The organism is Streptomyces sp. NPDC006624 (genome assembly GCF_040611555.1).
GTDB lineage: Bacteria > Actinomycetota > Actinomycetes > Streptomycetales > Streptomycetaceae > Streptomyces.
This window is the reverse complement of record NZ_JBEXOM010000001.1, coordinates 83,028-104,566: the sequence shown is the minus strand read 5'-3', so window position 1 is coordinate 104,566 and position 21,539 is coordinate 83,028. Positions and strand designations below refer to the sequence as shown.

19 protein-coding genes and 1 tRNA gene are annotated in these 21,539 nt (G+C 73.1%); 10 read left to right on the top strand and 10 right to left on the bottom strand.

From position 1 onward, the window contains the following. The first annotated feature begins 61 nt into the window (after positions 1-61). Positions 62-1,702 (top strand): alkaline phosphatase D family protein, encoded by a 1,641-nt coding sequence (locus ABZY20_RS00485; protein WP_356434455.1) that lies wholly within the window; start codon positions 62-64, stop codon positions 1,700-1,702. A 213-nt stretch (positions 1,703-1,915) separates the two neighbouring features. Further along, on the top strand, positions 1,916-2,368 hold the full coding sequence (locus ABZY20_RS00480) for a DoxX family protein (protein ID WP_356434452.1): 453 nt from the start codon (positions 1,916-1,918) through the stop codon (positions 2,366-2,368). Between the two features lie 74 nt (positions 2,369-2,442). Here ABZY20_RS00480 and ABZY20_RS00475 read toward each other — a convergent pair whose 3' ends face one another. Then, positions 2,443-2,964: a superoxide dismutase family protein gene (locus ABZY20_RS00475; RefSeq protein WP_356434449.1), complete on the bottom strand. Its 522-nt coding sequence runs from the start codon at positions 2,962-2,964 to the stop codon at positions 2,443-2,445. A 305-nt stretch (positions 2,965-3,269) separates the two neighbouring features. Here ABZY20_RS00475 and ABZY20_RS00470 point away from each other — a divergent pair, with 305 nt between their 5' ends. Together ABZY20_RS00470 and ABZY20_RS00465 are read left to right on the top strand one after the other, a co-directional pair. Then, the gene (locus ABZY20_RS00470) at positions 3,270-3,866 is read left to right on the top strand and encodes a VTT domain-containing protein (RefSeq protein ID WP_356434446.1); all 597 of its coding nucleotides are present in this window, start codon (positions 3,270-3,272) and stop codon (positions 3,864-3,866) included. A gap of 134 nt (positions 3,867-4,000) precedes the next feature. Further along, positions 4,001-5,284 (top strand): phosphatase PAP2 family protein, encoded by a 1,284-nt coding sequence (locus ABZY20_RS00465; RefSeq protein ID WP_356435970.1) that lies wholly within the window; start codon positions 4,001-4,003, stop codon positions 5,282-5,284. A 31-nt stretch (positions 5,285-5,315) separates the two neighbouring features. Here the strand turns inward: ABZY20_RS00465 and ABZY20_RS00460 are convergent, their stop codons facing one another. Beyond that, positions 5,316-5,549, bottom strand: coding sequence for a DUF2277 domain-containing protein (locus ABZY20_RS00460; protein ID WP_356434444.1), 234 nt, complete (start codon positions 5,547-5,549; stop codon positions 5,316-5,318). An 81-nt stretch (positions 5,550-5,630) separates the two neighbouring features. Here ABZY20_RS00460 and ABZY20_RS00455 point away from each other — a divergent pair, with 81 nt between their 5' ends. After that, positions 5,631-5,984 carry a hypothetical protein gene (locus tag ABZY20_RS00455; RefSeq protein WP_356434441.1) on the top strand — a complete coding sequence of 118 codons (354 nt, stop codon included), beginning with the start codon at positions 5,631-5,633 and terminating at the stop codon, positions 5,982-5,984. A gap of 329 nt (positions 5,985-6,313) precedes the next feature. Here the strand turns inward: ABZY20_RS00455 and ABZY20_RS00450 are convergent. Further along, positions 6,314-6,385, bottom strand: a tRNA-Val gene (locus tag ABZY20_RS00450). Positions 6,386-6,586: 201 nt separating this feature from the next. On the opposite strand from ABZY20_RS00450, the gene ABZY20_RS00445 reads away from it, so the two are divergent. Both ABZY20_RS00445 and ABZY20_RS00440 read left to right on the top strand, forming a co-directional pair. Then, on the top strand, positions 6,587-7,447 hold the full coding sequence (locus tag ABZY20_RS00445; protein ID WP_356434438.1) for a DUF4097 family beta strand repeat-containing protein: 861 nt from the start codon (positions 6,587-6,589) through the stop codon (positions 7,445-7,447). Positions 7,448-7,521: 74 nt separating this feature from the next. Continuing rightward, entirely contained in the window at positions 7,522-8,919 is a 1,398-nt protein-coding gene (locus tag ABZY20_RS00440; protein ID WP_356434435.1) for a hypothetical protein, read from the top strand. Positions 8,920-8,938: 19 nt separating this feature from the next. On the opposite strand, the gene ABZY20_RS00435 is transcribed toward ABZY20_RS00440, so the two are convergent. The 3 genes from ABZY20_RS00435 to ABZY20_RS00425 all read right to left on the bottom strand — a co-directional run bounded on the left by ABZY20_RS00435 (position 8,939) and on the right by ABZY20_RS00425 (position 13,724). Beyond that, the gene (locus ABZY20_RS00435; protein ID WP_356434432.1) at positions 8,939-10,108 is read right to left on the bottom strand and encodes an amidase domain-containing protein; all 1,170 of its coding nucleotides are present in this window, start codon (positions 10,106-10,108) and stop codon (positions 8,939-8,941) included. Positions 10,109-10,199: 91 nt separating this feature from the next. Beyond that, on the bottom strand, positions 10,200-11,477 hold the full coding sequence (locus ABZY20_RS00430; protein ID WP_356434429.1) for a hypothetical protein: 1,278 nt from the start codon (positions 11,475-11,477) through the stop codon (positions 10,200-10,202). Positions 11,478-11,531: 54 nt separating this feature from the next. Continuing rightward, a complete protein-coding gene (locus ABZY20_RS00425; RefSeq protein ID WP_356434426.1) occupies positions 11,532-13,724 on the bottom strand; it encodes a transglycosylase domain-containing protein in 2,193 nt (730 codons plus the stop codon). Positions 13,725-13,941: 217 nt separating this feature from the next. Here ABZY20_RS00425 and ABZY20_RS00420 point away from each other — a divergent pair, with 217 nt between their 5' ends. Both ABZY20_RS00420 and ABZY20_RS00415 read left to right on the top strand, forming a co-directional pair. Beyond that, complete coding sequence (locus tag ABZY20_RS00420) at positions 13,942-14,163, top strand: zinc ribbon domain-containing protein (RefSeq protein ID WP_356434424.1); 222 nt, start codon at positions 13,942-13,944, stop codon at positions 14,161-14,163. Positions 14,164-14,209: 46 nt separating this feature from the next. Continuing rightward, positions 14,210-14,992, top strand: a complete 783-nt coding sequence (locus ABZY20_RS00415; RefSeq protein ID WP_356434421.1) for a DedA family protein — start codon at positions 14,210-14,212, stop codon at positions 14,990-14,992. Here the strand turns inward: ABZY20_RS00415 and ABZY20_RS00410 are convergent. From ABZY20_RS00410 to ABZY20_RS00400, 3 genes are all read right to left on the bottom strand, one after another. After that, complete coding sequence (locus ABZY20_RS00410; RefSeq protein ID WP_356434418.1) at positions 14,913-15,722, bottom strand: HAD family hydrolase; 810 nt, start codon at positions 15,720-15,722, stop codon at positions 14,913-14,915. The genes ABZY20_RS00415 and ABZY20_RS00410 overlap by 80 nt on opposite strands. Beyond that, positions 15,722-18,283 carry a phosphoribosyltransferase gene (locus tag ABZY20_RS00405; RefSeq protein ID WP_356434415.1) on the bottom strand — a complete coding sequence of 854 codons (2,562 nt, stop codon included), beginning with the start codon at positions 18,281-18,283 and terminating at the stop codon, positions 15,722-15,724. Before ABZY20_RS00405 ends, ABZY20_RS00410 begins: the two co-directional genes overlap by 1 nt. Before the next feature lie 126 nt (positions 18,284-18,409). Beyond that, positions 18,410-19,576 carry an HpcH/HpaI aldolase/citrate lyase family protein gene (locus tag ABZY20_RS00400; RefSeq protein ID WP_356434412.1) on the bottom strand — a complete coding sequence of 389 codons (1,167 nt, stop codon included), beginning with the start codon at positions 19,574-19,576 and terminating at the stop codon, positions 18,410-18,412. Between the two features lie 225 nt (positions 19,577-19,801). Between ABZY20_RS00400 and ABZY20_RS00395 the strand changes: the two genes are divergently transcribed. Then, the gene (locus tag ABZY20_RS00395) at positions 19,802-20,680 is read left to right on the top strand and encodes a TerD family protein (protein WP_356434411.1); all 879 of its coding nucleotides are present in this window, start codon (positions 19,802-19,804) and stop codon (positions 20,678-20,680) included. A gap of 55 nt (positions 20,681-20,735) precedes the next feature. Here ABZY20_RS00395 and ABZY20_RS00390 read toward each other — a convergent pair whose 3' ends face one another. Continuing rightward, a complete protein-coding gene (locus ABZY20_RS00390; protein WP_356434409.1) occupies positions 20,736-21,470 on the bottom strand; it encodes a Tellurium resistance in 735 nt (244 codons plus the stop codon). Positions 21,471-21,539 lie beyond the last annotated feature (69 nt).

Sequence of the window (21,539 nt, the reverse complement as noted above, 5' to 3'; positions counted from 1 at the left end):
GGAACCTCCCCGCCGGCCTCCGTCGTTCCGTACCGTACGGGGCGACGGAGAGGGGAACGCCATGGCCGAACTGCGCCTCGGGCCGCTGCTGAGGTACACCGACGGCTCGTCCGCGACCGTCTGGGTCGAGACGAGCCGGCCGTGCACCGCCGAGGTGCGCTGCGCCGACGGCTCGGGCGGCACGGCCGGGACGTTCCAGATCGCGGGGCACCACTACGCCCTCGTCCCGGTGACCGGCCTCACGGCCGGCACCACCACGACGTACGAGGTGCTCCTCGACGGCGCGCGGGTGTGGCCGATGCCCGGCTCGCCCTTCCCGCCCTCGGTGATCCACGCCCCGGGCCCGGACGACGGCCTGCACGTCGCCTTCGGCTCCTGCCGCTGGGCCTCGCCGCCCGCGGGCGGGCACGACCCCGTCGGCCCCGACGCCCTGGACGCGCTCGCCACCCGCATGGCGGCCGACCCCGAGGGCGAGCGGCCCGACGTCCTGCTCCTGCTCGGCGACCAGGTGTACGCCGACGAGACCTCCGACAGCACCCAGCGCTGGCTGGCGTCCCGCCGCGACCTGAAGGAACCGCCGGGCAGCGGCGTCGCCGACTACGAGGAATACACGCACCTCTACTACGAGTCCTGGCTCGACCCGCGCATCCGCTGGCTGCTGTCCACGGTGCCCAGCTGCATGATCTTCGACGACCACGACGTCATCGACGACTGGAACACCTCCGCCTCCTGGCTCGCCGACATGCGCACCACCGACTGGTGGCAGGAGCGGCTGCTGAGCGGCCTGATGTCGTACTGGGTCCACCAGCACCTGGGCAACCTCTCCCCGGCCGAGGTCGCGGCCGACCCGGTCTACGCACAGGTCCGCGAGGCCCCCGACGGCACCGACGTGCTGCGCGCCTTCGCCGCCCGGGCCGACACCGACCCGGCCTCGGTCCGCTGGAGCTACCGGCGCGACTTCGGGCGCGTGCGGCTGCTGATGGTGGACAGCCGGGCCGCCCGCGTCCTCGACGAGCAGGACCGGGCGATGCTCGACCCGGGCGAGGAGGCCTGGCTGCGCGAGCAGGTGATGGACCGCGCCGGGGGCTACGACCACCTGCTGGTCGGCACCTCGCTGCCCTGGCTGCTGCCGCATCTGGTGCACGACGCCGAGGGCTGGAACGCGGCGCTGTGCGGGGGCGAACGGGGCGAGCGCTGGGCGCGCTGGGGCGAGAAGCTGCGGCGGGCCGCCGATCTGGAGCACTGGTCGGCGTTCCCCGAGTCCTTCGCGGATCTGGCGGAGCTGGTCGCCGAGGCGGGTTCGGGGCCGGACGCGCCGGCGACGGTGTGCGTGCTGTCCGGGGACGTGCACCACGCCTACATCGCCGAGCCGTCCTGGTCGTCCCGGCCGCAGCCGGACGCCCGGGTCGTCCAGCTCGTCTGCTCCCCCGTGCACAACTCCGTCCCGCTGTCGATGCGGCTGGCCTTCCGCGCCGGCTGGAGCGGGGTGTCGCGCGGCATCGGCCGCCTGCTGGCCCGGCACGGCCGGCTCGCGCACCCGCCGGTCGGCTGGCGCAAGACGGGCGGGCCCTGGTTCGGCAACCAGCTCATGACCCTGACCCTGCGCGGCCGTTCGGCCCGGCTGCGGCTGGAGCACGCCGAGCCCCGGGAGGGCACCGGCCCGGGCCTGACGACGCTCCTGGACTCCGAGCTCTCCCCCTGACCGCCTCCGGGTGAATTCGGACACTCTTCTGGCCCCGCGCGGCGCCGTGGGAGCGCTTCCACGTGCGGCTGCGGCGGAGGCTGCCCTGTGGCCAGAGGTGAAGCAGTGGCCAAATGTTGAACTTGCAAGCATCAGTTAGGCACACCTAACGTGGGTGTCCGGTTCTGTCCCCCGACCGGTCCCCCCGACCGGCCGACCCAAGGAGTCCCCCACATGACCGCTCGCCTCAACGGCGCCCAGCCGTACGCCCTCGGGCTCTTCCGGATCGTCGTCGGCCTGCTCTTCGCCTGCCACGGCGCCGTCGCGCTCTTCGGTGTCCTCGGCGGCGCCGACGGCAAGGGCGGCACCGCGGCGACCGGCGCCTGGCCGAACTGGTACGCGGCCGTCATCGAGCTCGTCGGCGGCACGCTGGTCCTGCTCGGCCTGGGCACCCGCATCGCGGCGTTCATCTCCTCGGGCGCCATGGCCTACGCCTACTTCAAGGTCCACCAGCCCGAGGCCCTGTGGCCGATCGAGAACAGCGGCGAGGGCGCGGCCCTGTACTGCTGGGCCATGTTCCTGCTGATCTTCACCGGCTCGGGCGCCTTCGGCGTGGACCGGCTGCTGTCGCGGCGCACGTCCGCCCAGGAGCAGCGGCCCGCCGGCCAGACCCCGGTCGCGGCCTGAGCGGCCCGCCCGGCGGCACGAGGAGCGGCGCCCGTCCCACCGGGGACGGGCGCCGCTTCGGCGCGCGGGGACCGTCAGCCGAACGGCACCGTGAAGCAGGCGACCCGCGCGCCCGCGCCGCCCGGCACGTCGTGGACGACCACCGAGGACGCCTCGCCCCGCCGGAAGCCCCAGTCGTGGCGCGCGCTCGCCTCGCCCGTGCCGCGCCGGTCGGCCGTGAAGTCCAGCCAGACCTCGTTGTCCGGGTTCACGGCGCGCGGATCGCTCGACGGCCGGTGCTGGTAGTGCCCGCCGGCGGCCGCGGGGTCGGCACCGCAGGGCTTCTGGTGCACATGGACGCCGTAGGTGTGCCCGGGCCGCATCCCGCTCACCCGGAGCCGCACGGTGGTCGCGCCGCCGCGCGCGGTGTGCTGGCGGACCTCGATCCAGGAGCCCGCGGGGACGAGGCTCCGGTCGTAGGTCAGCGCCGGTGACCGGCCGTCGGCGCCGGGCGGCGTGAACCGTGCGTCCGTCCGCATCGCGTAGCCGTGGGCACCGCCCGGCCCGCTCACGAACAGTGCGGTGGCGACGGCGCTCGCGCATATTCCTGCCAGCATGTGTGTCCCGTTCCTCGGCTCGTACGTGGTGACGACGTGTGGTCGACCGGGGGCCGACAGGGATGACGACCCCCCCTCCGTTGCTACGGGACGCCCGCCCGCGCCGCTTCCCGGAACGGGGCAGCCGGGTGACGAGTCGGGCGAGACGGCACGAGGTGAACAGTCGGCACCGAACGTACGAGCCCCCCGTGAACCACCCGTCACACTCCGGGGCGTACGCTGTATGGCTGTCATCGGCCACTCCTGCCGCTCCCCGCGCGACAACGCGGCACGGTCTGGCCCACGGGGGCGCGTGGGGAGTTGCGGTGCTGGAGCAGGTGGGGTCGCTGGTCGGCAGCCCGTGGATCTACGCGGTGGTGACGCTGTCCGTGCTGTTCGACGTGTTCCTGCCGGTGCTGCCGAGCGGCGTCCTGGTGATCACGGCGGCCACGGCGGCGGCCGCGGGCACGGCGAAGGACGTGCCCGACATCCTCGTACTGACCCTCTGCGCGGCCACCGCCTCCGTCCTCGGCGATCTGGCCGCCTACCGCCTCGCCTGGCGCGGCGGTGCCCGGCTGGACCGCGCGATCTCCCGTTCCCGGCGCCTGACCAGCGCGCAGGAACGTCTCGGCGCGACGCTCGCCCGGGGTGGCGGGGCGCTCGTCGTCCTGGCCCGGTTCGCTCCGGCGGGCCGCTCGGTGGTCTCCTTCGGCGCGGGCGCCGCGCACCGCCGCGCCCGCGACTTCCTGCCCTGGTCGGCGCTGGCCGGCCTGACCTGGGCCGCCTACAGCGTCGCGCTCGGCTACTTCGGCGCCCACTGGCTGGGCGCGAGCTGGCTGGGGACGGCCGTGTCGGTGGGAGCGCTGTTCGCGGCCGGGGCGGGGGCGGGATACCTGGTGCGGCGCGAGCCGCGGACGTCATGAGGCCGGGGATGTCTCACGATGATCGATCCGAACACTGACACATCGGGGCGGAACACGTGATATCCAACGACGCGGACACGTCCGGGCGGCCCGCGACCGGCCCCGCCCCGGCGGCACCCGGCCGGACCCGCACGGTGCTGTGGGCCGCGGCGGGCGTGGTGACCCTGGGGTTCCTCGTCGCGCTGGAGGCGGCCGCCCGCCACCACGGCTTCACGGGACCGATCACGGACCAGGTCCGCGAGGTGGCCTTCCCGCCCAAGTCCGGTTTCCTGCTGTACGCCAGCATGGCGCTGACGATGGTGGTGCTCACCCGGCGGGAGCGGTTCGTGGCCGCCGGTGCCGCGCTCGGCATCGACGCCGTCCTGCTGCTGGTGCGCTGGGCGGCCGGCGCCGACCTGAGCGAGGGTCACCCGTTCGGCAACGGCGCCCTGTGGGTCGTCCTGGGCTGTGCCGTCGTCGCGGTCACCCGCCGCACGGGACGCGACCGCGTCCTGCTGCTGAAGGGCGTGGGGCTGGGCCTGCTGCTGGTGACCGGCCGCAAGACCGGGGACACCTGGCTGCTCCTCACCTCCGAGACCCGTCCGCTCACGCTCGACCCCTACCTGGCGGTCGCCGACCGCGCGCTGGGCGACCCGGCCTGGGTGGTGGGCCGGATCGTCGAGGCCACCGGCCCGGTCGGCGCCACCGCCCTGGACTGGGTCTACGCCCAGCTCGCGGTGGCCGCGGTGGTCGTCGCCCTCCACCAGCTGCGCCACGTGGCGTCCGAACGCCGCTTCCCGAGGCACCACCTGGTGCGCACGTTCCTCGTGATCGGGCTCCTCGGGCCCGGCGTCTACATGGTCTTCCCGGTGGTCGGGCCGGTCTTCGCCTACGGCCCCGACGGCGGGCCGTGGGCGGTGGCCGACCTGTGGCCGCACACGCTGCCGCAGATCACCGCCCCGCAGATGATCCCGTTCGACGAGATCACCCCGCGCAACTGCATGCCGAGCCTGCACACGGCATGGGCCACCGCGATCTTCATCCACTCCCGCAAGGGCCCCCGCGCCCTGCGGTACGCCGGCACGTTCTGGCTGATCGCCACACTCACCGCGACCCTCGGATTCGGCTACCACTACGGCGTCGACCTCGTGGCCGGCGTGGTGTTCACCGTCACGATCGAGGGGGCGCTGCGCGCGGCCGACCGCGGCTGGGACCGGTCGGGCATGCGGCTGGCCGCCTACGGGACGGCCGTGTTCACCGCGCTCCTGCTGTCCTACCGCTACCTTCCGATGGAGATGGCCCGCCACCCCTGGCTCTACGGCCCCCTGCTCCTGCTGGCGATGGGCTCGGTGGTCTACGGCTACCTGCGCACCGTCCGGCGGTGGGAGCCGGCGACGGCGCCCGCCGCGCGGCCGGAGCCGCAGCCCGAACCGGCGTGAGGCACCCGGGACGGGGGCCGGGCCCGGGCCGCTAGCCCGCCCGGCGCGCCGCCCCGGCCCCCCGCACCTCCAGCCCGTCGAGCAGCTCGGCCGTGGCCCGCGCGACGGCCTCGACGGCGCGGTCGAACACCTCCTGATTGTGCGCGGCCGGGGCACGGAAGCCCGAGACCTTGCGCACGTACTGCAGCGCGGCGGCGCGGATGTCCTCCTCCGTGGCCTCCTCGGGCAGGGCGGGCGGACGCAGCGTCTTGATACTCCGGCACATGCCCCCAGTCTCCCCCGTCCGGCCCGCGCGGGACCACGGGGGAACTCGCCCCCCTAAATCGAACAGGCGTATTATTGGGCCGTGGCTACGACCTATGACTTTCCGAGTGACCTCCTCGCCGGTCAGGAGGAACTCCATCAGGTCCGGGCCGAGCTGTCGGCCCTGCTGAAACGGCTCCCCTGGTCGGTGGAGCCACTGGACGGCTTCAGCGACGACAACGGCTGGCGCAAGGTGGAGCGCCCCGCGTCTCCCGGCTGGAGCGCCGACGAACAGGCCGAGGTGGAGAAGCTGCGGCAGCGGGAGCGCGAGCTGGCGGTGTTCGTCAGCACGCACCGCTACTGGTCCGAACTGACCGGCGCCGAGCGGGTGACGGCCCGCTCACAGCTCAAGCACGCGCGCGAGGTACCGCCCGAGGACGCCGGGGGACCCTCGTAGGCGCGACCGCGTCGCCGGCGCCGCGGCCGAAAACCACGTGCCCGCCCGCGTGCACCGGGCTACGGTGAACGTCGTTCAGGTGCGCAGGCTGCGGCTACTTCGCCTCTCCAGCGGGTGACGCGGGTTCGAATTCCGCCGCCGGCGTCGCGCCGGTGTCGTCCAGCGGCCCAGGACACCTACAGTGCGCCGCCGCCGACCTCGATCTCTGAACGTCCGGCACGAGCCGCCCCCAGGGGAAACCGGGGGGCGGCTCGTCCCCGTGGGAGCCCGATCATGAGAAGAGCCCCTCGGGAAGACTCCGAGAGGCCCTTGACCGGCTGTCCGTACGGTGGGCGCGGACGGTTTCGAACCGCCGACATCCTGCTTGTAAGGCAGGCGCTCTACCCCTGAGCTACGCACCCGGCTCCCGGGTCGTACGCCCAGGACGAGTCGACAGCCTACATTGCCGGGGGCACCGTCCGGCAAACGCGTATCGCGGGTCCGCCGCGGGGGTTAACCCCACCCCTGATCCGCCGGTGGCCCGGATCCCCCGGCGGGCGACGGTTCCCTACGGTCGTAGAGCGCCCGAGAGCGCCCGTCGTCCGCCCAGGGGGAGAATCGTCATGGCCCGCACCGCCCGCACCACACGCCCACGCCGCGGCGGCACCACCCGTGCCGCCCGTGCCGCCGCCCTCACCGGCGCCCTGGCGGTCCTCCTCGCCGCGCTCAGCGCCTGCGGGGCCTCCGCGGGGGACGACGAGGACCCCGAGCACCGGTCCTTCGCCCTCCAGGGCCGCACCCTGACCGTCGACTCCGACGACTCCGCCCTGGAGATCGTCGCCGCCGAGCGCACCCCGCGGGGCGAAGTCCGGGTCACCCGCTGGTTCCAGGGCTCCGTCGTCGTCGGCAAGGACCCGGAGGTCACCTGGTCCTTCCGGGACGACCGGCTGGTGCTGCGGCTGGAGTGCTCCGGGGTGGTCGCCGACTGCTCGGCCAAGCACCGCATCGAGGTGCCCCGCGGCGTCACCGTGAAGGTCCAGGACGGCGACGGCTCCGTCCGCGCCCGGGGCCTGCGCGACCCGCTGCACATCCGCACCGGCGACGGCTCGGTCCGGGTCAGCGACACCACCGGTCCCGTGGACGTGCGCACCGGTGACGGCTCGATCCGCGTCAGCGACAGCACCGGCCCCCTGGAGATGCGCTCCGGCGACGGCTCCATCCGGGCGGACGTCTCCTCCCGCGAGATCCGCACCCGCACCGGCGACGGCTCCGTGCGCCTCGAACTCGGCGCCGTCCCCGACCGCGTGGAGTCCCGCAGCGGCGACGGCTCCGTGACCATCGCCCTGCCCCGCGCCACCTACCGGGTGACCACCGAGACGGGCGACGGCGGCGTCGACGTGTCCGTGCCGCGCGACGGGAGCAGCTCCCACGCGGTGACCGCCCGGACCGGTGACGGCTCCATCACGGTCCGAACGGCGAACTGACCGGCCCGTGTGTTCGTCCCCGACCGGTGGGAGAATGACACCGGGCAGGGTGGACCACAGCACGGGAGAGGGATGTGACGGCGACACCAGCGCAGCCGTACTCGCCGTCGGAGCCGCGCGCACCACGCCCGCGCCGCCGCCCCCGCGTCCCCGGACCGCTGCGCGACGCGCTCGCGCTGGCGGCCCTTCCGGTGCTGGCCGCGCCGGTCCTGCTCGCCGCCTTCGCCGGCGGCGGCACCCGGCGCTGGTTCGGCGGCCGCGCCGAGAACCAGCGGGCCGAGGCCCAGGCCGCGAAGGACGCCGCCGCGGCCGCCTTCTACGAGCTGGACACCGCCCAGCGGGACCTGCGCATCTCCATCGAGACGATCACCGCGGTCGACGACTCCCCCGCCGCCCGGCGCGCCGTCGGCGACTTCGACGCGCTGGGCCGGCGCATCGACGAGGCCAGCCACCGCTACATCGACGCCGTCGACGCCCACGACCTCGACCGCGACGACCTGGAGGCCTCGGCCGCCTCCCGTGCCCGCGGCGAGCTGACCGCCGCCAAGGAGGAACTCGACCGCGTCAAGCAGGACCTGGACCGCTTCGCCGAGGGCCTCGGCCCCCTGCTCGGCAAGGCGGAGACCCAGCTGGCCCGCCTGGCCCCCGCCGTCGAACGCGCCCGCCAGGCCCTGCTCGCCGCGTCGGGCGCCCTGGACTCCGCACGCGCCTCCGGCCTGAAGGCGGACGACCTGGCAGCCCGGCTCGCCGCCCTCTCCCCCGAGCTCACCAAGCTGAACCAGGGCGCCGGGCAGCACGGCGTGCCGCAGACCCTCCAGCGGGCCGAGCGGATCATCCGTGAGGCCGAGGCCGTCCGCGTCGAGGCCGAGCGGCTGCCGGAGCGCGCCGCCGAGATCGACCACCGGCTCGTCTCCCTGCGCACCCGCGCCCAGGCCCTCACCACCCGCTCCGAGCAGGTCGACCCCATCCTGAGCGAGCTGCGCCGCCGCTTCACCGCCGCCTGCTGGCAGGACCTGCAGCGCGTCCCCGACACCGCCGCAGAGAACGTCCGCCGGGCCGAGGCCAAGCTGGCCGAGGCCCGCGCCGCACGCGACGAACAGCGCTGGGCCGACGCCACGGCCCTGCTGTCGACCGTGCGGGCCCTGCTCAACGCCACCGACGAGGCCGTCTCGGCCGCCGGTGACCGGCTGCACCGCCTCAACGCCGTGCAGAAGGACCCCCAGCAGGAGATCGAGCGCACCCGGTTCGCCCTCCGCGACGCCCAGCGCCTGGCCATGGCCGGGCGCAACACCCCCGACCCGCGCCACGCCCGCCCCCTGGACGACGCGGTGGCCCGCCTGGACCGGGCGATCGCCGTCCTCGACGGCCGGCACCCCGACTACTGGCACTTCCTCAGGGAGACGGAAGGGATCCGGCAGGCGGTGGCCCGGGTGGTGGACGGGATCCGCCAGGAGCGAGGGGCCGGACACTGAGCCCGGCCCCCGCCCGTTCTCAGGTGCGGTAGGCGTAGTAGTACGCGTTCGGGTACGAAGCGACGAGGCTCGCCACCGACCTGCGCAGGGTGTTGTTGGAGTGGTAGGTCAGGTACGGCACGCCACGGCTCTTGTACGTGACGATCATCGTGTGGTCCTTCGACCCGTCCCGGTCGAAGTCCACCTGCAGCACGTCACCGACCTCGAGCTGGTAGACGTTGGCCAGCGGGGTGGTCCGCTTGGCGTTCTGCGTGAACCAGGACCACTCGTTGACGCCGATGAACGAGTGCGACTGGATGTCGGCGTTGCCGAACCACCGGGTGTAGTCGTACACGTAGCCGGGGACGTGCTTCCAGCCGCCCGCCTTCAGGGCCTGGCTGACGAAGTTGGTGCAGTCGCCGCCCGCGCCCTGGCCGTTGAAGTCCGGGTAGTCCTTGTTGTAGACGTTCCAGTACTTCTCGGCGTAGGCCGCCATGGCCTTGTAGTCGTACGTCGTGCCGGTCTTCGGGGCGGCGGCCGGGTTGCGGGTGGTCGCCGCGCGCGGGGCGCTGGGCATGGTGTCGCCGGCGGTGGCCGCCTTGACCGAGGCCGGCTTGGAGAGCGTGTTCACCGCGAGACCGCCCTGGTCGGTGTCGCGGATGCCGGTCAGCTTCCAGTCGCCCCGCCGGTCCGCCTTGAAGGTCAGCTCGTGGTGGGCCTGGAAGCCGGTGGTCCGCGGCGCGCCGCCGCGGGCCCCGGCGTAGGTCAGGGTGGTGGTCTCGGTGACCGCCGCCTTGGCCGTACGGCCGGTCACGCGCGTGGCGTTCAGGGTGACGGTGGTGCTGGCGTCGGCGTACCTCTCCCCGGCCTTCGCCAGTCTCTCCTTGCGCTCGCCCAGCGCGGACAGCGTGGCGCGCTCGGTGCCGGCCGTGCCGGAGGACAGCTCGACGTCACCGGAGAAGCCGTCGGTCAGCGGCTTTTGGCGGGCGTCCCGCCCGCCGTCGACCAGGGCGTCGGTGCGGTCGGTGAAGACCGCGTCCGCCAGCCGCTGGAAGGTGGCCTTGGTCCGCGCGTCCACCGTCGGGTCGTCGACGACCGCCGCGCCGGCGCTCCAGTTCGGCAGCAGGGCGACGCCGGCGACGACCGAGGTCGCTGCCGCCCCGAGTATCGTGACGCGGCGTCGGGTCGGCTTGAATCTTCTTGATTTCACTGGTGTTTTCCCCTCTGGCCCCGGCCTCAGGTTGCCGGGGTAGCAGATCTTCGCACGAGGGGTGTGGCTGTTGTGAAGGGTGGCGCCCCGGTTACTTGACGACCGTCGACCAGTCCGGCGACTGCGCCGGGTCCAGGCCGCGCAGCCGTTGCAGGGTCTCGGGCTTCTGCACGTCGAGCCAGTCGGCCAGTTCGCGGAAGGACACGCACTTGACGTCCTTCTTCGTGCACACGGTCCTGACGACCTGGTCGACGGCCCTCATGTAGATGCCGCCGTTCCAGTTCTCGAAGTGGTTGCCGATGAACAGGGGGGCGCGGCTGCCGTAGTACACGCGGTTGAAGCCCGACATGTAGGTGGCGACGGTCTGCCGTTCCCACTCGGGGTACTTCGCCGGGTCGCCCTCGGTCTCGCCCTCGGACTGGTTGTAGAGGAAGTTGAAGTCCATCGACAGGCCCTGGTACTTGCCGCCCTCGTACGGCAGCATCTGGAGCGGAAAGTCCCATATGCCGCCCTTCTTGCGGGGCCATATCTGGAAGTCGCCCGCGGAGCTGGCGTCGTAGCGCCACTTGTAGTCCTCGGCGGCCTTCAGCAGGTTCTCCTGGCCCTCCAGGCAGGGCGCACGGCCGCCGGTGACCTCCTTCCTGACGTCGAACGGCAGCGGATCGACGTCCTGGAAGCCGGTGTTGGTCTTCCACTTCTCGACGAAGCCGTAGAACTGGTCGATCTCGCTCTTCCACTCCTCGACGGTCCAGTCGCCGCCGCCCTTCTCGCCGCAGAAGTGGCCGTTGAAGTGGGTGCCGATCTCGTTGCCGTCCCGCCACGCCCCGCCGAGCTGCTCCAGCGTGGTGCGTATGTGCTCGTCGGTGGGGAAGCTGATGGCCGCCGAGCCCTTGGCGTGCCGGGGCGGGGAGTAGAGGTCCTTCTTGCTCTTGGGCAGCAGGTAGATGCCCGTGAGGAAGAAGGTCATGTGGGCGTTGTGCTCCTTGGCCAGCTCCCGGTAGTGCGCGAAGAGCCCGTCGTCGCCCTGCAGGGCTCCGTCCCAGGAGAAGACGACGAACTGGGGCGGCTTCTGGCCCGGCTTGAGCGGCACCGGCTTCAGCTGCCCGCGCGGCGGGCCGTTGTAGGAGGTGGAGCCGTCCCCCAGGACCTTCGTCTTCCCGTCCCACCGCGGTTCCTGGCTGGGCTTCGCGGAGGGGTGCCTGCCGGCGCCGGAGGAGGCGGTCGGGGTGGTGGGGTCCGCGTGGTTCAGGAGCAGGTAGCCCGCGACCAGGGACGCGACGACGAGCAGGGCCGCGAGGGTCAGCATCCCCGGGGGCACGGTGCGGCGGGGTGCGCGGGGTCGACGGCGGCGGCCGGACGGTGACTTCATACGCGGCTCAATCTGCGAGAGGGTGGGAGACCGGGGCGGTGCCGGGCACGGAGGTCAGCCGATGCCACGGGCACCGGACCAGATGCGGTACGGGACGCTGTCGCCGAAGGTGCCCGCGATCCCTTTCAACGGCAGTGGTTCGAGGCTCTTGGCGAGGTCGATGCGGTAGGCCACGACGGCCGTCGACACGGAGTCGGCCGTGCCGACGTACCAGAGCGCGGTGTCGTTCTGCGTGGTGCCCACCTTCCCGGCCGCCGTGGTGGTGGCCGCCGCCTCGGGGTGGGCGGTGCGGAAGGCGTCGGTGAGGGCGGACTGGACCGCCTCGGCCACGCCCGCCCGCACCGCACGGCGGGACTCGGGCTTGGCCAGCGCGACCTTGTGCCCGTTGCGGGTGATCCGGGCCACCGAGTACGGCTCGACGTGCTTGCCTGCGGCGGCGAACGTGACGTAGCCGCTCGCCATGCGGATCGCGCTGGGCGTGGCGCTGCCCAGGGACATCGCGGGCACCTGCGGGCCGAAGCTGGAGGAGAGCAGGCCCGCCCTCTGGGCCGTGTCCCGCACCTGCTCCAGACCGGTGTCCATGCCGAGCTGCATGAACGGCGTGTTGACCGACAGGGCGAGCGCCCGGCTCAGGCTGATCCGCCCGTAGGACTTCTCGCCGTCGTTGTGGGAGGTGACCTTCTTGCCGCCGCGGTCCCAGTAGGGGCCCTCCGGAGTGGTCACGGGGATGCCGTCGTCCCCGTCGTACAGCGTCTGCGGGGTGACCTCGGTCCGTGCTCCGTCGCGGGTCTTCTGCACGCCGTGCTCCAGGGCGGCGGCGTAGACGAACGGCAGGAAGGCCGAGCCGGCCGGCACGGTGGTCGCGTTCGACTCGTTGTAGCCCTGCTTGCGGTGGTCGGGGCCGCCGTGGACGGCGAGGATCCGCCCGTCGGCGGCCACCGAGGCGGCACCGAAGTGCAGGGCCTTCGCCTTGGCCGCGTCGTCCTTCCGCGCCTTCTTGCGCGCCGCGGTCACGGCGTCGGTGAGGGCGGCCTCCTGCTTGCGGTCGAAGGTCGTGTAGATCTGGTAGCCGCCGAGGTCGAAGTCCTTGTCCGAGAGGTTCGCCGCCTTCTTGGCGTACTGGGCGGCCAGTTCCACGAGGTAGTCGCTCTGCTTGCCGGTGTCGAAGCCCGGCGCCCGCTTCAGCGGCTCGGGGAACTTCCGGTACTCGGCCCGCTCGGCCTTCGACAGGGTGCCGAGTTCGACCATGCGGTCGAGTATCCAGGACCAGCGCTCCACCGCGCGGGCGTGGTTGGCCTCGCTCAGCGCCGGGTCGTAGAGGCCCGCGCCCTTGAGGAGGGAGGCGAGGAAGGCGGCCTCGCTGACGTCGAGTTCGCTGACGTCCTTGCCGTAGTAGGCCTGGGAGGCGCGCTGCATGCCGTAGGTGCCGCGGCCGAACCAGCTGGTGTTGAGGTATCCCTCGAGGATGTCGTCCTTGCTCATCTCGTTGTCGAGCTTGAGGGCGAGCATGGCCTCGGTGAACTTGCGGCTGATCGAGCGGTCCTGGTTGAGGTAGACGTTCTTCACGTACTGCTGGGTGATGGTGGAGCCGCCCTGGGTGTTCCCCTGCCCGACGGTGCGCCACAGGGCGCGGCCGATGCCGCTGACGGATATGCCGGGGTCGCTGTAGAAGCTCGCGTTCTCCGCCGCCAGCACCGCGTCGCGGACGTCCTCGGGTATGTCCGTCAGCGACATCTCCTGGCGCCGCACCCAGCCGGTGCGCGCCATGGGCGTCCCGTCGGACCAGAAGTAGACGTTGTCCTGCTGGGTGGCGTAGGAGTTGAGGTCGTGCGGGATGTCGGTGGCGGCGTAGGCGGCGCCCAGGAAACCGACGGTCAGGCCGAGGAAGGTCAGCACGGCACCCAGCCCCTGCCGCCAGGAGGGCACCCAGCGGCGCCAGCCGGTGCGGTCGGCGTGCGGGTACCGGGGGCGCAGGCGGCGCGCGTAGGGCAGGACGAGGGCGGCGACCCGGGTCAGGTGGGGGCCGGCGGCGGCACGGAGGCGGGAGCGGGGGGAGGGCCGGGGCGCCTTGCGCCGCCGGCGGGACCCCGCGGGTCCGCTCCCCTCCGTGGCCGCGCCGGACGCACGGCTCGCCTCGTCGGTCGCGGGCGTCCCGACCATGCGCAGTTGCACGGTCTCCTCCGCGTTCAGGGACTCCGGGACCTTCAACTGCATGGTCTCGTCCGGTTCCCGCCCAGCCTCGGTCATGGCTGTGTCTCCCTCCCCGCTCAGGTGGTGCTCGCGCGGAAGGACATGACTGCCGCGTCCACGGCAGCGAGCCCTCGCGTCCCCCCGGCCTCACGGCTCCTCGCGACCATCGAAAGTTACCAGCGGCCTTTACGGCTCCTCCACACGGCTGCCAGGGGAATGAGCGCGGGGAATGTGCGGGGGCGGTATTTGCGCCACCCGGGACTACCCTTCTTCCATGCCTCGCTACGAGTACCGCTGCCGTACCTGCGGCGACACCTTCGAACTGAGCCGTCCCATGTCCGAGTCCGCCGCCCCCGCGGCCTGCCCCTCCGGTCATGAGGACACGGTGAAGCTCCTCTCCACGGTCGCGGTCGGCGGCTCCGCGTCCGCCCCGGCCCCGGCACCCCGCGCGGGCGGCGGCGGGGGCGGCTGCTGCGGGGGCGGCTGCTGCGGCTGACGCCTTCCTCAGGATCCCTTCAGGTCCGGTTCCCTACCGTGGCGGCATGACAGCCATCGCCGCGGACGCCGGGCCGCAGTGGGTCAACGACCTCATGGACGCGCTGGGCGCGCCGGGCGCAGGTCTCGCCATCGCCCTGGAGAACCTGTTCCCGCCGCTGCCCAGCGAGGTGATCCTGCCGCTCGCCGGGTTCGCCGCGAGCAGCGGGCGGATGAGCCTGCTCGCCGTGCTGCTGTGGACGACGGCCGGCTCGGTGATCGGCGCGCTCGCGCTGTACGGGGTCGGTGCCCTGCTCGGCCGGAAGCGGACGATCGCGATCGCGGCCCGGCTGCCGCTGGTGAAGGTCTCGGACATCGAGAAGACCGAGGCCTGGTTCCTGAAGCACGGCACCAAGGCCGTGTTCTTCGGCCGGATGATCCCGATCTTCCGCAGTCTGATCTCCGTGCCTGCGGGTGTCGAGCGCATGCGCCTGCCGGTGTTCCTGGGGCTGACCACCCTGGGCAGCGCCATCTGGAACACCGTGTTCGTGCTCGCGGGCTACTTCCTCGGCGCGAACTGGCACACGGTGTCCGACATCGTCTCCACCTATTCCAAGGTGGTACTGGCCCTGGCGGCCGTGGCGGTGGCGGTCTTCGTCGCGGTGCGGCTGCGCCGGCGCCCCAAGGGGACGCCTCCCGAAGGGACGCGGGGAACCGCGCGACACGCCACCGCGCGGCCGCACCCGCTCGACGACCAGGACACCCGGGTTCTCAGGCGCCCCGTACCGCCCCCAGGAACTCCCGCAGGATCCGCTCCCCGGCGAGCACACCCCGGTCGGGAAGCACCCTGATCGAGGGGGCCGTGAAGCCCGTGTCGGCCAGCTCCCCGTGGCCGGGCCGCCAGCCCTGGTCCGCCGCGAGGAGCAGGTCGGTGTCGAGCAGGGAGTCCCCCGCGGCGAGCGTGAGATCGGCCCCGGTCCGCCGGGCGACCTCGCGCATGGCCGCGCTCTTGGTGAGCGGCCCCGGCACCGCGTAGATCTTGCGGCCCTGCAGCGACACGGTCCAGCCGCGGTTCTCCGCCCACACCGCGAGTTCCTTCACCCAGTCCTCGTGCAGCAGTTCCCGCTCGACGACGAGGTAGGCGAACAGGTCGTCGGCGACGCGGTGCTTGCGCACCCAGACCGGGTCGGCGGCCCTGAGCAGGTGCTCCTGCACCTCGGCCAGGGGTGCGCACTGGTCGGCCAGCCGCGCGGTCACCTGCGCGTGCCAGTCGGGGTCGGAGACGCCGTCCACCAGGAGGTGGCCGCCGTTGGCGCAGATCGCGTAGGTGGGCGCGGGGCCCGGCAGGTTGATGCGCTGGTACTGCTTGCGGGTCCGGGTCGTCGTCGGCACGAACACGGCCGCGTCGCCCAGCTCGGTCAGGAGCCGCGCCGCCGTCTCGGTCATGTACGACAGCGGCTTGCTCTCGTGGACCTCCACGCACAGCAGCCGGGGCGCCCGCGTGTCCGGCATGGTCAGGGCCAGGGCAGCGGCGGAGTAGATCAGGGTGCGGTCGAGGTCGCTGGCGACGAGGACGGGCATCAGACCGTCACCGCCTTGCCGTCGGCGCCGGTCGCGCCCCGGGTGTACTTCGGGTGGATCAGGCCGACGCAGGTGTACGGCAGCTCGGCCACCTCCTCGACGGGCACGCCGCGCTGCTCTGCCAGCAGGCGCACGTGGTCGAGGTCGCTGCCCGCCCCGGCGCGTGCCAGGACCTTCCAGGGCACCCGGCGCAGCATCACGCGGGTGGTCTCGCCGACGCCGGGCTTGACGAGGTTCACGTCGTGGATGCCGTACTCCTCGCAGATGCGCTCGACCGCGGCCCAGCCCTCCCAGGTGGGCGTGCGGTCGGCGGCGAGCAGGTCCTTGGCCAGGGCGCAGGCCGCGTCCGCGACCTCGGGGAAGCGGGCGGTCACGGCGTCCAGGAAGGCCACCGAGACGTCGGTGCCGGCCAGTTCGCGGTAGAACTTCGCGCCGTGGAAGTCGTGCGGGCCGACCAGGTCGGCGCGCAGCACGGTCCGCGAGATCAGCCCGGAGACTGTGGAGTTGAGGCAGGCGGAGGGGATGAGGAAGTCCTCGCGGGTGCCGTAGGTCCGCACGCAGGAGCCCGGGTCCGCCAGCACGGCGACCTCGGGGTCGAAGCCGGTGATGCCGTCGGACTTCTCGAACTCGGTGAGCGCCTGGGCGAGTTCGCGGGTGATGGCGCCCTTGCCGGTCCAGCCGTCGACGAAGACGACGTCCCGGGGGTCGTGGTGTGCGGCGAGCCAGCGCAGGGCGTTGGCGTCGATGCCGCGGCCGCGGACGATCGACACGGCGTAGTGCGGCAGGTCGAGGCCGTGCCGGTGCTGGGCCCAGCGGCGCATGAGGATGCCGACGGGCGTGCCGGCGCGGGCCAGGGAGACCAGGACCGGGCGCGGGGACCGCTCGGCGAGGACCGTCTCGGTGACCACGCCGACGGCCTGCGCGATCCGGGCCGCCGAGGTCTCCAGCGCTGCGTGGAACAGCTCCTGGTACTGCTCGCTCGGCTGGTACTCCACCGGCAGCGACTCCGCGTAGTGCGCGCCGCCGCTCTGGATCGCCTCCTCGCGCTCCTCGGTCGGCGCCTCCAGGGTCACGTCCGAGAGGTCCTGCAGCAGCCAGCCGACCTCCTCGGGCGCGTACGAGGAGAAGGCGGGGCCGCGGAGGGGCTCGGGCAGCATCGAGGGCCTTTCGGGGGCGTGCGGGGTCCGGGGGGCGTACGACGGTACGACGGCCAGGAGGACCCGCGGGGTGTGGGCGGCGAGCTGGGCCAGCAGGCCGTCGGGCGCGTGCAGCCGGGGGGTGTCGGCGGCCGAGTCGACGACGGCGACGACGGCGTCGAAGCCGGCGCCCGCGACGTTGTAGGCGTAGCGCTCGCCGGGGCCGTCGGCCGGGTCGTCGTGGGCGGGGAACGCGAGGCGGGTGCGTATCGCGTAGCCGGGGTCGTCGACGGCCAGGACGGGAGAGCGGGTGGTGGTGGAGTAGCGGACCTCGGTGCCCGTCGCCCGCTCCAGGGCCTCCGCGAGCCGCAGCGGGGCGTACATCAGCTCCTCGAAGCCGAGGACGTGCACGCGCCGGGCGCCCTCGGGCAGCGCGCCGGCGATCCGGGCCGCCATGCCGGGCAGGGCGGCCTCCAGCCGGGTGCGGTGCGCGGGGGTGAAGCCGTGCCGCCCGCCGTCCGGCAGGCCGTGGGGCCAGTGCAGGTCGACTCGGGTGACGTGGGGGCGGGTGCGGTCGTCGTCCGCGGGCGGGCCGGTGGGGGCTGGTCGCGCAGTTCCCCGCGCCCCTGAAGGGGGCGTGTGCGCGACGGGCCGCGCCGGCGGCGCACCCTCCGCCTCGTACCGTGCCACCAGCTCCTGCCCCTTCTCCAGCACCCCCTCGGGCAGCCGTACGGTCCCCGAGGCCGCCGTGACCAGGTCGACCCGCGCGCCGATCTCCCGGGCGAACTCCTCCAGGCGGCCCGCGTCCGCCGCCGACCGCATGTCCACCAGCGCCACCACGACGTACCGCCGCCGCGGATACCGCTCGTGGAGGTCCCGGACGGTGTTCAGCACGGTGTTGCCCGTGGAGAACTCGTCGTCGACCAGGACCAGCGGGCCGTCGCCGCGCAGCAGCGCGGGATCCTCGGGGAGCAGCAGGTGCGAGGTGGCGTGGGAGTGGGACTCCTCGAAGCCGCCGGCCGGGGTGAGGCCGGCGACCGGGCGGCGGGTGGAGTGCAGGTAGGGGGCCGGGCCGAGTCCGTCGGCGACGGAGTGGCCGAGGCCGGTGGCGGTCTCCGCGTAGCCGAGGACGACCGCCTCGCGGGCCTCGTCGGCGCCCAGCAGGTCGCGGACCCGGCGGCCGAGGGCGACCCCGTGCCCGTACACGACCGACGGCGACTGCGGCACGTGCTTGCCGAGCACGTTGGACACCAGCAGGTGGGCCCGCTTGGGGTTGCGGCGCAGGGCCAGCCCCAGCAGCTCGGTCAGCCGCTCGTCGCCGGCGAGCTCGACACCGAGCCGCTCGGCGACCCAGCGGCCGGTCCAGACGGCGCCGGCCTCGTCGCGCACCTCGCGGCGCGCCCCCTCGTTCACTGCCTTCTCCATGAAATCCCTGCGTCGCGTGTCACCGATGTACCTGTGGGAACCGAGCCTGGTCTGCCCGCGTTTCCCGGGCGCGAACCGCCCTCGTCCTCAGCCGGCGTCCTCAGCCGACGCCCTCAGCCGACGTCCTCAGCCGGGCAGCCCCGCCGCGAGCAGTTCCACGAAGCCGATGTCCTCGTTCGCCACGCCGAAGACCTCCGCGCGCAGCAGGGTCCGCTCGGCCCAGGCCCGGTGCGGCTTCACCTCGTTCATCTTGTTCGTGTACGCCGACCTCAGCACTCCCCCGCCGCCGCGCTCGGGGCGCAGGATGTCCTGGGCGTCCGAGAACTCCTCGTGGCTGACGACCGACAGGGCGTGCACCGGCAGGACGTGGGAGGGGTGGATGCAGGTCTTGCCGAGCAGACCGTTGGCCTGGTCCAGGGAGATCTCCCTGAGCAGGCCGTCCATGGCGTGCTCAATCAGCTTCTCGCGCAGTTCCGCGGCCTGCACCTCCAGGAAGGGGCTCTGGCGCAGCAGCGGCTTGAACATGCGCTCCTGGACGCGGAAGTATTCCCAGACGGGCCCGGTCACGGTGAAGCCGGTCCCGTCGGCACGGCCCAGCATGTTCACCACGTCGGCGATCACCGAGGCGACGATCTGCACGTCGTAGGCCGTCATGTCGGGGCCGCGGCGCAGCCCGTAGGAGGAGCAGAAGTCCGTCACGCCCAGGCGCAGGGCGAGGACGCGGTCGCGGTACTTGTCGATCGTGCGGCTGATGCCCTCCAGGGTCGGCACGCGCGACTCGCGGTAGAGGAGCTCGGGGGACTCCAGGACCGGCATGGCGAAAAGCCGACGGCCGCTTTCGGCCTCGGCGGTCGCCAGGGCCTCCAGGAAGGGAATGCCGCGTTCCTCGGTGAACTTGGGCAGGACGAAGCCGGACAGCAGCCGTGCGGCGGGCCCGAGGCGCCGTACGAGGTCGGGTATCTGCTCGGGGACGCGGACGCGGACGAACAGCAGCGGCACATCGGCGTCCGGATCGTCGGCGAGCGCGGCGAGCTGGCGGACGAGGTTCTCCTCGCCGGGGCCGACGTCGGCGTCGTCGATGGAGTCCTCCAGGCAGAGCACCATCGAGACCACACCGCGTCCGCCTTGCTTGAGGACGTCGTCGGCGAGGCGCGGCCGGGTGGCGGGGCTGTAGAGCGTGGCGCCGAGGGCGGCGGAGAGCAGCCGGGCCGGGGAGTCCGGCGTGAACACGCACGGCTCGCGGTGGAAGAGACGCTTCCGCACCTCAGGGGCGATATGCCCGAAATGACGCATGAAACTCCCCCGGGATGGTGGTGCGGCCTGCGAATCGTCGAAACCTGGCCGGTAATAGTACGAAGAAGTCCATGCCAAAGGTTCCCATCGGGCATGAATTTCAGGTAACGCGGGCAAGCACAGCCGGACCCGGCCACATCCACCTAGTCCCCGGCGGACGCCGGTGTATGCGCGGCGCCGGGCCCCGCGTTGTCGTGAGCAGGACCGAGAAGGCAGGATGACCGCATGACGCACGCCATGCTGAAGGGGTCGAACGTCCCGCTGGAAGCCACCACGGTACGCGCCGTGCTGCGCTGGACGCCCGGGCAGGGGATTCCGGACGTCGACGCCTCCGCGCTGCTCCTCGGCCCCGACGGCCGTGTGCGCTCCGACGAGGACTTCGTCTTCTACAACCAGCCCCGGCACCCCTCCGGGAAGGTGTGGCGGCTCGGCAAGAAGCGGGCCGCCGACGGCCTGACCGACACGATCCAGACGGACCTCTCCGGTGTCGAGTCGGAAGTCGGCCGTATTCTCCTGGTCGCGTCGGCGGACGGGGTGACCTTCGACCGCGTGCAGGAACTGCGCATCCTGCTGTACGACGCCGCGGACCCCGGCGCGGAGCCGCTGGCGTACTTCGACGTCAAGCCCGAGACGGGCCAGGAGACCGCGCTGATCTGCGGCGAGCTGTACCGCCGCGGGGAGGGCTGGAAGTTCCGGGCCCTGGGCGAGGGCTACTCGAACGGGCTGAAGGGCCTCGCGACCGACTTCGGCATCTCCGTGGACGAGTCGGAGGCGGCGGCGGAGGAGGCGACCACCTCGGTCCCCACTCCCCCGACCACGGCCGGTCCCGCGCCCACGACGGCCGGGCCCGCCCAGCAGCCCCCGGCCGCGGCGCGCCAGGCCCCCGAGCCGTCCCGCCCGCTGCCCCCGGAGCAGCCGGCCGCGGTGCCCGCGCAGACCGGGTACGGCTACCCGCCCCAGCAGCCCCCGGCGACCCCGCCGGCGTACGGCTACCCGCAGCCCGCGGGCGCGCAGTCCGGCTACGGCTATCCGCCGCCGGTCGCCGCCGCCCCCGACCCGGACTTCCGCCTGCCTCCGCAGGGCCCGCAGTTCCTCGGACGCTGAGCCCAGGGCCCGGGGCCGGGCGTCACCGGGCCGCCGGGGCCGGGCGTCGGGTCCCTCAGCGGCCGACCTTCGTCTTGTAGCCGCGTCCCCACTGCAGCCCCCACCCGTACAGCCGGTCCAGCTCCGCCTGGAAGCCGTAGACGAACTTCGCCTCGCGGCGGACGACGATCTCGTTCTTGACCTTCTCGATCATGACGACGGCGCAGGAGCGGGCCTGCGGCTGGCGTTCGTCGAGGTGGATCTCGATGCGCGGGCCGCTGCTCGGGTAGAGCGTGACGATCGCCTGGGTGCGGTCGAAGGCGGGCGTCTGGTCGTAGATGTAGACGAAGATCAGCAGCCGCTTGATGCTGTCGCGGTGGTCGAGGTTGATGTACATCGTCTCGCCGGACCCGGAGCCGAAGCGGTCGTCGCCGCTGAGCTTGACGTAGGGCGGGGCGTTGACGTCGCCGAAGTAGCCGCCCAGGGGCTGGACGACGCCCTTGGTGCCGTCCTGCAGTTCGTAGAGGCAGCCCAGGTCGAGGTCGACGTTGACCATGGACTGGCTGTGGCCGACGACCTCGGGCGGCTTGAGGGCCTTGAAGGGGTGCCGCAGCAGGCTCTCGCGCTGGGAGCCGCCGATGTCGGAGGTGCGCATCCGCCAGCTGAGGTTGACGCGCAGATGGCCGGTGGCCGCGTCCTGCTTGGTGAGCGATATCTGCGAGCGCCGCTTGGTCAGTTCGATCGCGTTCGTTGCCGCGTTGCCCGAGTCGAACTGCGCTTCGCCGCGCCGGAGTCCGTCGAACAGGCCCATTCCGCCCCCCACGTTCACTTGGAGACCGCGGGTCACCGCCGTGCCCGCGGCCCTTGACGACCGACGGGG